Here is a 15873-nt window from a genome sequence, read left to right on the forward strand (position 1 = left end):
ATAAGTAGTGAGAAAGACAAAAATTGTGTGTACAATCGGCCCGGCAAGTGAATCATATGATGGACTTTTAAAGCTGATTGACGCAGGGATGAACGTAGCACGCCTGAACTTCTCCCATGGCACCCAAGAAGAGCATAAAGTACGTATCGAAAGAATCCGCAAAGCGGCAGCTGAAAAAGAAAAAGTAGTAGGAATTTTACTTGACACTAAAGGTCCTGAAATTCGGACGCATAAAATGAAAGATGGTCAAATCGAATTGGTACGTGGACAAGCAGTAGACATTTCGATGCAAGAAGTACTCGGTACTGCTGAAACATTTTCTGTTACGTACGAAAAGTTAATTCATGATGTCGACCGTGGTTCGTTTGTCCTTTTAGATGATGGGTTAATTGAACTTGAAGTAACAGGCAAAGATACGGAAAAAGGTTTGATCCACACAAAAGTGATCAACGCCGGTCCTTTAAAAGATAATAAAGGTGTCAACGTTCCGAATGTTTCCGTTCAATTACCGGGAATTACGGATAAAGACAAAGAAGATATCTTGTTCGGTATTGAACAAGGCGTCGATTTTATCGCGGCTTCGTTTGTACGTCGTGCATCTGACGTCATTCAAATCCGTGAACTACTTGAAAATAATAATGGTGGACATATCCATATCGTACCGAAGATTGAAAACCAGGAAGGTGTCGACAACCTCGATGCAATCCTGCAATTATCTGATGGTCTGATGGTTGCTCGTGGAGATCTAGGAGTAGAAATTCCAGCTGAAGAAGTTCCTTTAGTACAAAAAATGATGATTCGTAAATGCAACCAATATGGTAAGCCGGTTATTACAGCCACTCAAATGTTGGATTCTATGCAAAGAAACCCACGTCCTACACGTGCGGAGGCAAGCGATGTAGCCAATGCCATTTTGGACGGTTCAGATGCTATCATGCTTTCGGGTGAAACGGCGGCTGGATTATATCCGGTCGAATCTGTAAAAGTAATGTGCAAAATTGCTTTATCTACTGAAGAATCTATGGACTTCCATTCTGTCGTTTCCACAAGAACGAGAGAAAAAGAAGGGAATCTGACAGAGGCAATTGGACAAGCAGCGGCTTATACAGCACTAAACTTGAATGTAAAAGCGATTTTAGCACCAACTGAAAGTGGTCATACCGCGACGATGATCGCGAAATACCGTCCAGGTGTTCCCATTATTGCGGTTACACGTTCTGAAGTTATTTCCAATAAACTAACACTAGTTTGGGGAGTGTATCCAATCATTGGAAAGAAAGCGCTCGACATTGACGGGATCCTTCAGGAATCAGTCGAAGAGAGTGTAAAAAACCAATATGTAACGCATGGGGATGTAGTCATAATCACAGCGGGGGTTCCGGTTGGTGAAGCGGGTACAACGAACTTGATGAAATTACATGTGATCGGTGATTTAATCGGTCGTGGACAAGGCATCGGCAAAACCGTTGCTTTCGGTAAAGCGAAAATCATCAAGAATTCACAAGAAGCATTGACACAAATTAAAGAAGGCGACATCATGGTTACGCATTCTACAGACCGTGATATGTTTGCGGCGCTCGAACGATGTGCAGGTATCATTACAGAAACGGGCGGTTTGACTAGTCATGCCGCGGTAGTTGGTTTGAGTCTTGGTATACCTGTTATCGTAGGTGTTGAAAATATTACATCTGTTATTAAAAATGGCAGTGACATCACAATGGACGCAGCGAGTGGCGTCATCTACAACGGTCACGCAAAAGTATTGTAAAAATATACAGACCGCTTCTCGTTAAGAGAAAGCGGTCTTTTTTGGAGGTCACTATATGAAATGGTTAGTAGCATTATTTATTATTGTACCGACAACTGAGCTGGCTTTATTAATGGTTTCAGGCAAAACACTCGGTATCCTGCCTACGATTTTGATTATTGTCGTAACGGGAGTTGGTGGCGCTTATCTAGCGAAGAAACAAGGGCTTCGTGCATGGCGCGATTTACAAGTCCGTATGGCCAATAGAGAAACTCCAGGTAAAGCATTAGTAGACAGTGTGTGTATTTTACTAGGTGGTTTATTATTGCTAATACCTGGTTTTATTACGGACATTATTGGATTCGTATTATTGTTCAGTGGCCCGCGCAAAATACTGTACCCATTTATCGTCAAGTGGATCTACAATAAAATACGCAACGGTCAAATCCGTGTTATGTAAATGTAGGATGTTCTTTAACTTTCAACGCGATAAATAAGAAGAATGGTAAAAACATGATGCCGTATAATCCGAATAAATAAACAGCACAAGCGGTAATGACAAATGAATGGACAGTGCGTAATTTAAATGCATGTGCCCAAAGAATGGATTCAATCATTTGCCTACACACTAATAAAATGATGTATAGAACTAATAAGCCAATAGCCGAATGCATGTCATCAATATAGAAGGAAAAGGCAATCATCGGTAAAAACACCAGACCGATCCCAAGGAATGGAATACTATCGACCAATGAAATCAGAAATGCTTTAGTTAAGAAAGACTCGAAATCCAACAACCAAAAACCGGCGGCCATTAGAATAAACGTCATGAAAAATAATCGGATCTGAACGGAAAAGAAATGGCCCATCAAACGGCTTGACCTATCGAAAATCCTACGTGCTACCTGTCTGAAGTTTTTAGGAAAGTACACTAAAAACCAAAAACGATTGGTAGCACTTTCTCGTAATGCGAAGAAGTACGCGATAATAAATAAAAAAGTACTAAAAATCTGCTGGAACATTCTTTGTAGTAAACTAATGATTCCTTCCATCGCTTCATGACTTAATTGGATAAATTGTTCTGCCGCCGCGTGTAGGTTCCATCCTTGACTATCCATCATTTCGATAATTACCCCTAATTGATCTTCCATCGTCCAAATGACAGAAATCAATCCATTGATTGATAGGAATAGGAAGGTGTATACTAAAGAGGCAAGCACCCCCATTATGAGTAAAGCAGCTAAAAAAGCCGGCAGTTTTGTAAGGGCAATTAAAGAATTCATGAGCGGAGCAGTGAAGAAAGCGAAAACTATCGCAAATCCTACGGGTGGAATCACGATGAGAGAAATGACGATTAATACAGCCGGTAACCATTGACGGACATAGGTTTGGAAACGCTTGGAGTCGACGGAAATCATGCGGATTTGTCCATTCCTTTCGGGTAATAATAAATAAAAAACATCTTAACCATTCACAAAACCGTTAAAGTTGCTTATAATGGTCTTTGTAAGCGTTTTAGATAAAAATATAATTTAGCAGATGGTCATCGTTCTGCACTCCGCTTCAGGAGATGACCAAACTGGGAAGAAGGAGCGAATATCATGACAGCAACAAAAGGTTTGGAAGGTATCGTGGCAGCACAAACTCAAATCAGTTCCATTATCGATGACACTCTTACATACGTAGGATATGGCATTGATGATTTAGCAGAAAATGCTAGTTTTGAAGAAGTAGTTTATTTACTTTGGCACAAACGTTTGCCAAACGAAAAGGAACTAGCTGAATTGAAACAGCAGTTAGAAGATAACGCAGAAGTTCCACAAGGGGTTCTAGATCACTTCAAAACGTATCCAATCGACAAAGTGCATCCAATGGCAGCACTTCGTACAGCCGTCTCACTTCTAGGATTATACGATGAAAAAGCGGAAGATATGTCACCAGAAGAAAACTACAATAAAGCAGTTAAGCTTCAGGCTAAAGTTGCAACGGTAGTTACTGCATTCGCACGTATCAGAAAAGGACAAGAGCCAGTAGCACCTAAAAAAGGTTTAAGCTATGCGGCAAACTTCCTTTACATGCTTTCTGGGGAAGAGCCTGCTGATATCGCTGAAGAAGCATTCAATAAAGCACTTGTACTACATGCAGACCACGAACTGAACGCATCCACGTTCACAGCGCGCGTATGTGTAGCTACTCTATCTGATATGTATTCCGGCGTTACTGCTGCAATCGGGGCTCTTAAAGGTCCATTACATGGCGGTGCAAACGAAGCGGTTATGAATATGCTAATGGAAATCGGCGATGAAGATAAGGTCGAGCCATATATTCGTGAAAAGCTAGCTAACAAAGAAAAAATCATGGGCTTCGGACACCGTGTATACCGCCAAGGTGATCCACGTGCGAAGCATTTACGTGAAATGTCTAAGCGATTGACTACTCTTCGCGGTGAGGAAAAGTGGTACAATATGTCGGAAAAGATCGAAGCAATTGTCACTGGAGAAAAGAAATTGCCTCCAAATGTTGATTTCTACTCGGCTTCGGTATATCATTCATTAGACATCGATCATGATATTTTCACACCTATTTTTGCTGTTTCTCGTTTTTCAGGATGGATTGCACATATCCTGGAGCAATACGAAAACAACCGCTTGATCCGCCCACGTGCAGAGTACGTTGGACCAGGCATGCAAAAGTATGTTCCAATCAATGAACGATAAAAAATAGTAAATTCGTGGGGCGGTATCTCGTATACCGGCCCACTGATTTTGAACTCAGGAGGATATCAATAATGGCTAACGAAGGAAAGATTACAGTAACTAACGGTGTTTTAAACGTCCCAGATCACGCAACGATTCCTTTCATTATAGGTGACGGCACAGGTCCGGATATTTGGCATGCAGCTTCACGTGTTATCGAAGCAGCTGTTGAAAAAGCTTATGACGGAAAAAAGAAGATTAATTGGTTAGAAGTTCTTGCAGGAGAAAAGGCATTCAACGAAACTGGTGACTGGCTTCCAAAAGAAACTCTTGACACAATTAAAGAATATCTAATTGCGATTAAAGGACCACTTACTACACCAATCGGTGGAGGATTCCGTTCATTGAACGTAGCACTACGTCAAGAACTTGATCTATACACTTGCTTGCGTCCGGTTCGTTATTTCCAAGGAGTACCATCACCCGTGAAACGTCCTGAGGATTGTGACATGGTTATTTTCCGTGAAAACACAGAGGACATCTATGCAGGTATTGAGTACCAAGAAGGTTCTGACGAAGTGAAAAAATTAATTAACTTCCTTCAAACCGAGTTAGGTGTTAAAAATATTCGTTTCCCTGAAACTTCCGGACTTGGTATCAAACCAATTTCTGAAGAAGGTACAAAGCGTCTTGTTCGTTCAGCATTGAACTATACGATTGAAGAAGGTCGTAAATCTTTGACGATTGTACACAAAGGAAACATCATGAAGTTCACAGAAGGCGCATTCGCGAACTGGGCATACGAGTTGGCTGAAGAAGAATTCGGCGACAAAGTATTCACATGGAGAGAATATGACCGTATTAAAGACGCTGACGGAACAGATGCTGCTAATAAAGCACAATCTGATGCAGAAGCTGCAGGCAAAATCATCGTAAAAGATGCAATTGCTGATATCTTCTTGCAACAAATCCTAACACGTCCAAAAGAGTTTGACGTAGTAGCTACAATGAACTTGAACGGTGACTACGTTTCTGACGCGCTTGCTGCACAAGTAGGCGGAATCGGAATCGCACCAGGAGCGAACATTAACTACGAGTCTGGACATGCGATCTTTGAAGCAACTCATGGTACAGCACCGAAATATGCAGGATTGGATAAAGTTAACCCTTCATCTGTATTGCTTTCAGGTGTTATGATGCTTCAACATATTGGTTGGAACGAGGCGGCTGATCTAATCACTGCTTCTATCGAAAAGTCTATCGCATCTAAAGTAGTGACATACGACTTCGCACGTCTAATGGACAATGCAGAAGAAGTAAGCACTTCTGGATTTGCTGACGCACTCATCAAAAACCTATAAGCATGACAAAAGAGGGGGATGAGAATCCCCCTCTTTCTACTATCTTGTTCTGAAAAAGGAGAGTTTTACATGTCATTGAAGCGTAAAAAAGTATCGGTTATCGGATCTGGTTTTACTGGAGCAACAACTGCATTCCTTTTAGCTCAAAAAGAATTATGTGATGTCGTCATCGTGGATATTCCAGCAATGGAAAATCCAACGAAAGGCAAAGCATTGGACATGTTGGAAGCTGGTCCGGTTCAAGGGTTTGATGCCAACATCATCGGTACATCCAATTACGAGGATACAAAAGATTCGGATGTAGTGGTCATTACTGCGGGTATTGCGCGTAAACCTGGAATGAGCCGTGACGACTTAGTACAGACAAATCAAAAAGTCATGAAATCAGTAACAGCTGAAATTGTAAAGTATTCTCCTGATACGAAGATTATCGTTCTAACGAATCCAGTGGATGCCATGACGTATACTGTATACAAAGCATCCGGATTCCCTAAAGAACGTGTAATCGGTCAATCGGGTGTACTGGATACAGCTCGTTTCCGGACGTTTGTCGCACAAGAATTGAATCTATCAGTGAAAGATGTAACCGGATTCGTTTTAGGTGGCCATGGAGACGATATGGTGCCTCTAGTTCGTTATTCGACTGCTGGCGGTGTACCTCTAGAAAACTTGATCTCTACAGGTCGTCTGGAAGAAATTGTAGAACGTACACGTAAAGGTGGCGCTGAAATCGTCAATCTATTAGGCAATGGTTCCGCATATTATGCGCCGGCTGCTGCATTGGTGGAAATGACAGAAGCGATTTTGAAAGACCAAAAACGTGTATTACCATCTATTGCATTTCTAGAAGGCGAATACGGAATGAATGGTATTTATTTAGGTGTTCCTACGGTGTTAGGCGCGGACGGTATTGAAAAGATCATAGAACTTGAATTAACTGACGATGAGAAAATGGCGCTTCAAAAGTCCGCTGATTCTGTACGTACAGTTATGAGTGTTCTAGCGTAAAATTATAGGTGGAAGATCGGACAGCTATCTAGCGGTCCGATCTTTTTTCTTGTTAACTCGATTTTTCATGGGTGGATTGTTATAATTTAATTATTGAAGTAATTTTCAGCTTTTTTATGGATGACTTTAGAAATATAGGAGGGGTTTGTTTGTTGAAAAGTAGACGGAAATTGATAGGGAAAGATATAACAGAGTTAGAAATAGGCGAGAGGTTACACTTGACCGAGAAAATAGAAGATAAAGATTTGATGCTATACCTAGGATTGACGAACGATGCCAATCCGTTATATTTACAACATGATTATGCAGCGGAGACGATATACGGACAGCCGATCGTTCCACCCATTATGTTGACGGGTATCGTGACAGCCGCCATTTCGAAACATATGCCGGGACCAGGAGCACATATAATCAATCAACAACTACATTTTCCTAAACCGGTCTATCATTACTCGATAGTTGAATTCGTTCTCGAAGTTACAAAACTTGAAGTGCAGTCAAACCAAGTAACCATCCAAGTAGATGCAACCGATCAAGAAGGCGAACGAATTATGAGTGGAGAAGTAGTGGTCATCGCTCCACAAAAGCTTCCTGCCAAACTCATACAAACAAAGGAATCCGCGGATGGGAATTAAACAGCAAAAGATTTTGATTGTGGAAGATGAACAGTCAATACAAAAACTACTTGAATTCACATTGCAACAAGCGGGTTATATAACCGTACTCGCGAATGATGGAGAAGAAGCCGTGGAAAAAGTATTAGATGAACACCCTGATTTGATTCTTCTAGATTTAATGTTGCCTAAAATAGACGGAATAGAAGTTTGCCGTATGCTGAGAAAAGAGAATATTGAAACGCCGATCATCATGTTGACTGCTAAAGGAGAAGAGATGGATAAAATCGTAGGGCTAGAAATGGGTGCCGATGATTATATGACCAAGCCTTTTAGTCCTCGTGAAGTGGCGGCAAGAGTTCGTGCAGTTCTTAGGCGTACAGGTGAGCGCAACCCTATGAAGGAAAAGAAATTGGTTGCAGGGCAGCTGACAGTGTATCCGGAACGCTTGGAAGTGTATTTGGATGAAAAGCCGCTAGAATTCACACCGAAAGAATTTGAGTTGCTTGTTTATTTCATGAAGCATCCGAATCGGGTGTTCTCTCGAGATCAGTTGTTACAAGCGGTCTGGAATTACGAGTTTGCGGGAGATTCTAGAATTGTGGATGTACATGTTAGCCATCTGCGCGATAAAATCGAAGAAAATACGAGGAAACCGCGCTATATTAAAACGATGAGAGGCGTCGGTTACAAGTTCGGGGAGCAAAACTAGATGAAGTATTATTACACAAGAATTTTATCTGCATCAGCCATCATTTTATCCATTTTATTAATTGTGCTAGGAATTATCTTAGGACAATTTTTTCATTTGTTTGGAGAAAATGTGGACGCGACTATACAACAAACCTATTGGGTCTACTTACTGTTTACACTCGTTTTAGTATTTGTTATTACGATGTTTGTTATGGCAAAAATCCTTCAGCAATATGTCCGGCCAATTGATCACTTTACAGGTGTTATCCATCAATTAGCGCAAGGCAATTATTTGGTACGAGCGCATAATGAAGACACTGCAACCAATCACCAACTGATGAGTTCCATCAATGAAGTCGCGCAGAAATTACAAGGAAACGCTGCACTACGCGCAATGGAACAAGAACGTTTAAATACATTAGTCAGTAGCATTGGTAGCAGTCTATTGATGTTTGGTAGACAAGGGGCAGTCAACTTAGTCAACCGTGTGTTTGAAGAAACATTCCATCGCAATGGTGAAGAGTTAATGGGAAAAACATTTAAAGATATTGGTTTGCCATCAGATATTGAAAGAGAAATAGAAACGATATTTTTAACGGAGGAAGTACGTTCATTTCAATCCAAAGTTTTACTTAAAGAAGGCGTTTGTTATTTAGAAGTTTACGGAGCACCTGTCATCGGTGAAAATGGTAACTGGCTTGGAATCGTTATTATCATGCATGACGTGACAGAGCTGGTTCGTCTAGAGCAAGTACGTAAAGATTTCGTGGCGAATGTGTCTCATGAATTAAAAACGCCTGTTACGTCGATTAAAGGTTTTTCAGAAATGTTGCTTGACGGTGTAGTAGAAGATCCTGTGATGAAGCGAGATTTCCTAGAGATTATGTATAAAGAAAGTAATCGTCTGCAATTATTGATTGAAGATTTATTGCGATTGTCCAGCATGGAGCGTGGCAGTTTTGAAATTACACGAACCCCTGTTGATGTGGTAGAAGTAGTGCAGCAATCCGTCAAAATCGTTCAAGCAAAAGTGCAGGAAAAAGACATGCGAATTGATTTGCATATGCCAGACCAATTAATCATCCCTGCAGATCATGATCGTTTAGTGCAAGTCATGGTGAACTTATTGAATAATGCCATCGCTTACTCGCAAGAGAAAACGATTGTAACAGTTTCTGTAGAAGAAATAGAAGAAAATGTGTTAATCACAGTCCGCGATCAAGGGATTGGCATCATGCCTTCAGAGCTGCCGCGTCTATTTGAACGTTTTTACCGCGTAGATCGTGCGAGAAGCAGGGAATCAGGTGGTACAGGACTTGGTCTTGCGATTGTGAAACACATCGCTGAAGCGCATCAAGGGACTGTCACAGTGGACAGTGAAGTGGGTGTCGGCACTGTTTTCCGTGTTCAACTACCTACCGATGAACAAATGTAGTATAGAAAAATGAAACTTACTCGACTACTGTTCCGTACAGTAGTCATACATAGAAAAGGGGGAACAGAAATGAGCACAAAAAGAATTCTGGTGACTCTAGGTTTGTTTATCACCGGCTTATTACTTTTATTGATCGTCTTTACTACGTGGTACACAGTAGACGAATCTGAACAAGCTGTCGTCATTTCATTCGGTCAAGCTGGCGCACCTGTGACGGAATCAGGTCTACATTTTAAATTACCTTGGCCGATTCAGAAGACAGAGATCGTATCAAAGGAAACATACAGTATTCATTTCGGTTACAAGCAAGACAAGTCAGGTGAAATCGTGGATAAGGAAACGAAGATGATTACAGGGGATGAATACATCGTTCTGACCGATCTGACAGTGCAGTGGCGGATTGTGGATCCGAAGAAGTATCTATTCAATGCAGAAGACCCTATTGAAATCTTGAGGGATGCGGCATCTGCCTCTATTCGTTCAGTCATCGGTAGTTCCACAATCGATGCGGCACTAACGGATGGAAAAGCGGAAATCGAAGCAAAGACCCGTGAACTATTAACTAGTTTAGTAGAAAAATATGATATTGGTATAGCAGTACAAGGTGTGAAGTTGCAAGACGTGGAATTACCAAACGCAGAAGTCCGTGCAGCATTTACTGCTGTAACAGATGCGCGTGAAACGAAAAACACGAAAATTAACGAAGCGAAAAAGTACGAAAACCAAAGGACGAAAGAAGCGATTGGTGAACGTGACGCAATCAAATCCCAAGCGCAAGGAAAAAAGACGGCACGTATCGAACAAGCGCGTGGTGACGTAGCAGTATTCAGTGATTTGTATAATGAATATGCAAAAAGTAAAGATATCACTCGCGAGCGCTTGATCATTGAGACACTAGAGCAAGTGTTACCTAAAGCGAATCTTTATATCATGAACGACAGCGGAGAAACGATGAAGTATTTACCGCTCCAACAGCTGCAAAAAGATCAGCCGCCAGTAACGGAAGAAAAGGATAAGTCAGCTGAAAAAGGAGGGAAAGCTTCATGAGTAACGAACAAAACCCTTTCAAGAAGATAGAAGAGGCCCTCAAGAAGATGGGGGAAACTGATCAAAAAAGAACTGCACAGAAATCGGCACCGGAATCAGATCCTAAAGTGACGCAGATGCGACCGAAAAAAGCGTTAGATATGAAAAAGTACACAAAACTCATTATCTCGCTAACAGTAGTTTTTGCGATTCTTGTCATTCTGTTATCCAACTTATTTATCGTCAAAGAAAATGAGTACCGAGTCGTCCGTCAGTTCGGTGAGATTACACGAATTATCGAAAAGCCTGGTATGAATATGAAAATACCATTCATTCAAAGTGTCAGTACGTTGCCGAAAAATCGAATGACGTCTAACGTGTCAGAAGCGGAAATCAATACAAAAGACAAGAAACGGATCATCATTGATAACTATGCAATATGGCATATTACAGATCCCGCCAAAATGATTTCCAACGCGCGTAATATTGTCAATGCGGAAGCTAGAATGGAAGAATTCATTTATTCTGTAGTCCGTAATGAAATGGGACGTCTCGATTACGTCAATGTTGTCAATGATGAAGATTCTTCTCGCGGAAGCTTGAATGATGATGTGACGGCCAAAGTCAATAAGTTTTTGGACGATGGGAATTATGGTATCAAAGTGGTAGATGTCCGGATGAAACGTATTGATTTACCTGAAGAAAACGAACAATCTATTTACACACGAATGATTTCAGAGCGTGATTCGACTGCACAATCGTATCTTTCAGAGGGTGATGCAGCGAAGCAGAAGATTGAAGCGGAAACAGATCGTGAAGTTCAGGAAATGTTAGCAAAAGCGAAAAAAGAAGCAGCGATCGTCACTGCGCAAGGTGAAGCCGAAGCTGCAAAAATATACAACGATGCATATGCAAAAGATCCTGAATTCTACAAACTGTATAGAACACTTCAGTCCTATACGAAAGTCGTGAATGATGAAACGATGATCATCCTTCCAGCAGATTCTCCATATGCCAAGCTATTAACCGGCAATATCGAGTAATTATAAGTGCGTCATTTTCCTTCGAGTTGCCAAACGTGGTAAACTAGATGAAAATGACGTTTTTTTTATAGTGACGAACATGAAGGAGTGGGATGGATTTTGACGAAAAAGAAAGTCGTCTTATTGGATGGAAATAGCTTAGCCTATCGTGCATTTTTTGCTTTACCTTTATTAACGAATGAAAAAGGTGTGCATACCAACGCGGTATACGGCTTTACGATGATGTTAGAGACCATCTTAGCGAATGAAAAACCAACGCACGTAATCGTAGCATGGGATGCAGGTAAAACCACATTCCGTCATAGTACGTATACAGAATACAAAGGTGGACGTCAAAAAACACCACCCGAGCTTTCGGAACAGTTTCCGTATATTCGTAAACTAATTGAAGCTTTCGGCATCACGCAGTATGAACTTGATTTATATGAAGCGGATGACATTATCGGAACATTAAGCAGAGAGTGCAGTGATGCAGAAGCGGAAGTCGTTATCATTTCAGGAGATAAAGATTTAACGCAACTGGCGAATGATCAGACGACGGTATGTATTACAAGAAAAGGCATCACCGATCTTGAAAAATACACACCCGCGCATATCGAGGAAAAATATGGACTTGCACCATTGCAGATCATCGACATGAAAGGTTTGATGGGCGATGCGTCCGATAATATTCCAGGCGTACCTGGGATTGGCGAAAAAACTGCCATCAAATTGTTGAAGGAATACGGCTCTGTAGAAAATGTCTATGAATCGATAGAGCAAATCACCGCCAAGAAAATGAAAGAGAACCTCGTGAATAATAAAGACCAAGCATTCATGAGTAAAGAACTCGCGACGATTGAAGTTCACGCACCGATTACGGTGTCATTGGATGATATGGATTTTATCGGACGAAATGAAGAAGAAGTTATACAACTATATAAAGAATTACAATTTAAATCATTGCTTGAAAAGATGGATGTATTTGTCGAAGTTCAACCACTCGAAGAAATCAATGTTCATACCGTGGAAGAAATTACTTCAGAAATGCTGACGGACACGATGTCTTTGCACGTCGAGATCGATGGAGATAATTATTTATCTCAAGATATTTTAGGTATTGGTTTATCGAATGACACCGATACGTATTTCATTTCTACTGAATTAGCGACTTCATCTGATCTCTTTAGAAACTGGATGGCAGACCAAACAACATGTAAATATGTTTCGGATTCTAAATCAGCGTATGCAGCGATTGCACGACTTGGAATGGAACTACATGGTGCAGAATTCGATCTCATGCTGGCGGCGTACATCGTCAATCCTTCCTTCTCGACAAATGAAGTCTCCGAAATTGCACGGGCGTTTGGCTATCATGGTGTGGAAAGTGATGAAGTGGTCTACGGTAAAGGGGCTAAACGAACGGTGCCGCAATTGGAACAACTTGCCAACCATACTGCGAGAAAAGCGCATGCGGTGTGGGAGTTGTATCCAGTCGTCACAAAACAATTAGCGGACAATGAACAGCAAGATTTATTCCATGACCTGGAATTACCGTTAGCGAAGATACTTGGGAAAATGGAAGTAACGGGTGTGAAAACGGACGTAGGTGTGCTGAGAACGATTGGTGAGCAATTATCGGAACGTCTGGCGATAATTGAGAAGACGATTTATGAAATGGCTGGCGAGAAATTCAATATTAATTCGCCTAAACAGCTTGGTGTCATTTTATTTGAAAAAATCGGTTTGACGCCTATCAAGAAAACGAAGACGGGCTACTCGACAGCTGCGGATGTGCTAGAGAAGCTCGAAAGCGAACATGAAATCATTCAACATATTTTACTATACAGACAGCTCGGTAAATTAAACTCAACCTATATTGAAGGGCTGACAAAAGAAATTCATGAAGATGGAAAGATTCATACAAGATTCCAGCAGGCTTTAACACAGACAGGGAGATTGAGCTCGATCAATCCGAACTTGCAAAATATCCCGATTCGGTTGGAAGAAGGGCGCAAAATACGCGCAGCTTTCGTTCCATCTGAAACAGAATGGATTATGTTTGCGGCCGACTATTCACAGATTGAGTTGCGTGTACTTGCACATATTTCGCAAGATGAAAAATTAATTGAAGCATTCCGCCAAGGTGCGGACATTCATACGAAAACGGCAATGGACGTGTTTGGTGTCAAGGAAGAGGACGTCGATAGCAATATGCGTCGCGCAGCAAAAGCTGTCAACTTTGGTATCGTCTACGGCATCAGTGATTATGGATTATCACAGAGTTTAAATATTAATCGGAAAGAAGCAGCGACATTCATCGATACGTATTTAGCAAGCTTCCCAGGCGTCAAACAGTATATGGATGACAGTATTACGGATGCCAAGTTAAAAGGCTATGTCACGACACTATTAAAACGTAGACGTTATTTGCCGGATATCACGAGTTCGAATTTCAACTTGCGAGGTTTCGCGGAGCGTACAGCGATGAATACACCGATTCAAGGAACGGCGGCAGACATCATTAAACAAGCGATGATCGATATGGATACCAGACTTGAAAAAGAAAATATGCAAGCACGTATGTTACTACAAGTGCATGATGAATTGATCTTTGAAGCGCCAATGGAAGAGCTGGAGAAATTAAAAGAAATCGTGCCGGAAGTCATGGAACAAACGATTCAACTCGACGTTCCGTTGAAAGTCGATTGGAATTATGGCAAGTCTTGGTACGAAACAAAGTGAGTGATATATATGCCAGAATTACCGGAAGTAGAAGGAGTGGTGCGCGATCTTGCACCGCTCGTGGAAGGGCGGACGGTTAAACGACTTTCTGTATCGGATACCGTGGTCATTTCTAAAACTGCTGGAAAAGAAACGATTATTAAAGGAAAATCTGTGGACGACTTTCTTCACGGTATGGAGCACATGCAAATCGAGAAAATTGTACGTCGCAGTAAATATATTTATTTTCATTTATTGAAAGGAAATGAACCATACTTACTCGTCAGCCATCTTGGCATGACGGGTGCATGGTTTGTCGTAAACTCTCCTGATGAAATTACAGAAGAGAAGTTTCGGAAACATGCACATGTCTTTTTAGAAATGGAAGATGGCGGATTACTCGTCTACTCGGATATACGAAGATTCGGCGAAATGCGTTTACTTCAGGCGGAAGAAGATTTTCCCCCTTTATTAGAAATGGCACCCGAACCTTTTTCCGATGAAGCGCTAGACCATTTTTTATCGATGGCAGAAACTCCGAAGTATAAAAGAAAACCTATCAAAGAAGTGATCATGGATGGAAAAGTCATTTCAGGATGCGGCAATATTTACGCTACAGAAGCACTGTTTCATATGAAAATCCATCCGGGTCGTACAGCAGAACGAATTAGCAAGAAGCGTAAAATTTTATTGTTTGAAGAGATTGTACGTGTTTTGCAAGAAAGTATCGACGCAGGGGGCAGTACAATATCTGATTATCGTTCAGTGAACGGCAACGCGGGAACGATGCAGGATCGACTGCATATGTACGGTAAAAAAACATGTGTAGCATGCGATACACCGACTAAAAGTAAGCAGATTGCAGGCAGAACATCTGTCTATTGTCCAGCATGCCAAAAATAAGGAGTGGTGCACATGATTATCGGATTGACGGGAAGTATTGCAAGCGGGAAAAGTACGGTAGCCAACATGTTGCGTGAAAAAGGTTACCCTATTGTCGATGCGGATGTAATCGCGAGGGAAGTTGTTGAGCCAGGCAGCCCATTACTTGATAAAATTCAACAGACATTCGGTGAAGAAGTAGTACGTGAAGATGGTACACTAAATCGCGAACAGCTTGGCGCCATTATTTTTGGCGATGAAGTGAAACGGCGACAGTTAAATGAATTGATGCATCCTGCAATTAGAGGACGAATGATCAGTCAGAGAGAAGACTACGTTACACAAGGCTATCAAACCGTCATTATGGACATCCCATTACTTTTTGAAAGTAAACTTCAGGAGTATGTGGAGAAGATTGTCGTCGTGTCGGTCACGAAGCAAATTCAAAAGCAGAGACTGATGGCTCGCAATGAATGGACAGAACAAGAAGCGGCTGCCAGAATCGCGTCCCAGTTAGATATGAATATCAAAGAACAAGGCGCTGACGCGGTGATTTATAACAACGATACATTGGAAGAAACCGAAAAGCAGTTGGATGCAATCCTTGAAAACTGGCAAGCTGTGCCGAGATAAATGATAGAGGGAATTAATTTGTAAATTTATTG

The 15873-nt window shown here is 41.3% G+C and carries 14 protein-coding genes; 13 read left to right on the forward strand and 1 reads right to left on the reverse strand.

From position 1 onward, the window contains the following. Positions 1-7: 7 nt before the first annotated feature. Entirely contained in the window at positions 8-1768 is a 1761-nt protein-coding gene (pyk, locus tag CSV73_RS04915; RefSeq protein ID WP_099626782.1) for a pyruvate kinase, read from the forward strand. A 55-nt stretch (positions 1769-1823) separates the two neighbouring features. Continuing rightward, positions 1824-2207: an FxsA family protein gene (locus tag CSV73_RS04920; protein WP_085131209.1), complete on the forward strand. Its 384-nt coding sequence runs from the start codon at positions 1824-1826 to the stop codon at positions 2205-2207. On the opposite strand, the gene CSV73_RS04925 is transcribed toward CSV73_RS04920, so the two are convergent. Further along, positions 2200-3165 (reverse strand): AI-2E family transporter, encoded by a 966-nt coding sequence (locus CSV73_RS04925; RefSeq protein WP_085131208.1) that lies wholly within the window; start codon positions 3163-3165, stop codon positions 2200-2202. The two genes, CSV73_RS04920 and CSV73_RS04925, sit on opposite strands and share 8 nt — an antisense overlap. A 183-nt stretch (positions 3166-3348) precedes the next feature. On the opposite strand from CSV73_RS04925, the gene citZ reads away from it, so the two are divergent. The 11 genes from citZ (at position 3349) to coaE (ending at position 15841) form a co-directional block, all read left to right on the forward strand. Beyond that, positions 3349-4464 (forward strand): citrate synthase, encoded by a 1116-nt coding sequence (citZ, locus tag CSV73_RS04930; protein WP_099626783.1) that lies wholly within the window; start codon positions 3349-3351, stop codon positions 4462-4464. A gap of 71 nt (positions 4465-4535) precedes the next feature. Beyond that, entirely contained in the window at positions 4536-5804 is a 1269-nt protein-coding gene (icd, locus tag CSV73_RS04935; protein WP_085131206.1) for an NADP-dependent isocitrate dehydrogenase, read from the forward strand. Between the two features lie 69 nt (positions 5805-5873). After that, positions 5874-6812: a malate dehydrogenase gene (gene mdh, locus CSV73_RS04940; protein WP_085131205.1), complete on the forward strand. Its 939-nt coding sequence runs from the start codon at positions 5874-5876 to the stop codon at positions 6810-6812. A gap of 149 nt (positions 6813-6961) precedes the next feature. Next, positions 6962-7447, forward strand: coding sequence for a MaoC/PaaZ C-terminal domain-containing protein (locus tag CSV73_RS04945; RefSeq protein ID WP_099626784.1), 486 nt, complete (start codon positions 6962-6964; stop codon positions 7445-7447). After that, the gene (locus tag CSV73_RS04950; protein ID WP_085131203.1) at positions 7437-8138 is read left to right on the forward strand and encodes a response regulator transcription factor; all 702 of its coding nucleotides are present in this window, start codon (positions 7437-7439) and stop codon (positions 8136-8138) included. Before CSV73_RS04945 ends, CSV73_RS04950 begins: the two co-directional genes overlap by 11 nt. Next, a complete protein-coding gene (pnpS, locus tag CSV73_RS04955; protein WP_099626785.1) occupies positions 8139-9554 on the forward strand; it encodes a two-component system histidine kinase PnpS in 1416 nt (471 codons plus the stop codon). Between the two features lie 69 nt (positions 9555-9623). Then, positions 9624-10601: an FtsH protease activity modulator HflK gene (hflK, locus tag CSV73_RS04960; protein WP_085131201.1), complete on the forward strand. Its 978-nt coding sequence runs from the start codon at positions 9624-9626 to the stop codon at positions 10599-10601. After that, entirely contained in the window at positions 10598-11623 is a 1026-nt protein-coding gene (hflC, locus tag CSV73_RS04965; RefSeq protein WP_085131200.1) for a protease modulator HflC, read from the forward strand. The genes hflK and hflC overlap by 4 nt, the downstream gene beginning before the upstream one ends. A 99-nt stretch (positions 11624-11722) precedes the next feature. Then, positions 11723-14347: a DNA polymerase I gene (polA, locus tag CSV73_RS04970; RefSeq protein ID WP_099626786.1), complete on the forward strand. Its 2625-nt coding sequence runs from the start codon at positions 11723-11725 to the stop codon at positions 14345-14347. A 9-nt stretch (positions 14348-14356) separates the two neighbouring features. Further along, on the forward strand, positions 14357-15229 hold the full coding sequence (mutM, locus tag CSV73_RS04975) for a bifunctional DNA-formamidopyrimidine glycosylase/DNA-(apurinic or apyrimidinic site) lyase (protein ID WP_085131199.1): 873 nt from the start codon (positions 14357-14359) through the stop codon (positions 15227-15229). 12 nt (positions 15230-15241) lie between these two features. Beyond that, positions 15242-15841, forward strand: a complete 600-nt coding sequence (coaE, locus tag CSV73_RS04980) for a dephospho-CoA kinase (protein ID WP_085131198.1) — start codon at positions 15242-15244, stop codon at positions 15839-15841. Positions 15842-15873: the final 32 nt, after the last annotated feature.

This window comes from Sporosarcina sp. P1 (assembly GCF_002743155.1).
Lineage (GTDB): Bacteria > Bacillota > Bacilli > Bacillales_A > Planococcaceae > Sporosarcina > Sporosarcina ureae_B.

Coding starts and splice junctions, on each gene's coding strand:
- CSV73_RS04920 (WP_085131209.1), top strand. CDS start 1,824: ATGAAATGGTTAGTAGCATTATTTATTATTGTACCGACAACTGAGCTG.
- CSV73_RS04925 (WP_085131208.1), bottom strand. CDS start 3,165: ATGATTTCCGTCGACTCCAAGCGTTTCCAAACCTATGTCCGTCAATGG.
- citZ (WP_099626783.1), top strand. CDS start 3,349: ATGACAGCAACAAAAGGTTTGGAAGGTATCGTGGCAGCACAAACTCAA.
- icd (WP_085131206.1), top strand. CDS start 4,536: ATGGCTAACGAAGGAAAGATTACAGTAACTAACGGTGTTTTAAACGTC.
- mdh (WP_085131205.1), top strand. CDS start 5,874: ATGTCATTGAAGCGTAAAAAAGTATCGGTTATCGGATCTGGTTTTACT.
- CSV73_RS04950 (WP_085131203.1), top strand. CDS start 7,437: ATGGGAATTAAACAGCAAAAGATTTTGATTGTGGAAGATGAACAGTCA.
- pnpS (WP_099626785.1), top strand. CDS start 8,139: ATGAAGTATTATTACACAAGAATTTTATCTGCATCAGCCATCATTTTA.
- hflK (WP_085131201.1), top strand. CDS start 9,624: ATGAGCACAAAAAGAATTCTGGTGACTCTAGGTTTGTTTATCACCGGC.
- hflC (WP_085131200.1), top strand. CDS start 10,598: ATGAGTAACGAACAAAACCCTTTCAAGAAGATAGAAGAGGCCCTCAAG.
- mutM (WP_085131199.1), top strand. CDS start 14,357: ATGCCAGAATTACCGGAAGTAGAAGGAGTGGTGCGCGATCTTGCACCG.
- coaE (WP_085131198.1), top strand. CDS start 15,242: ATGATTATCGGATTGACGGGAAGTATTGCAAGCGGGAAAAGTACGGTA.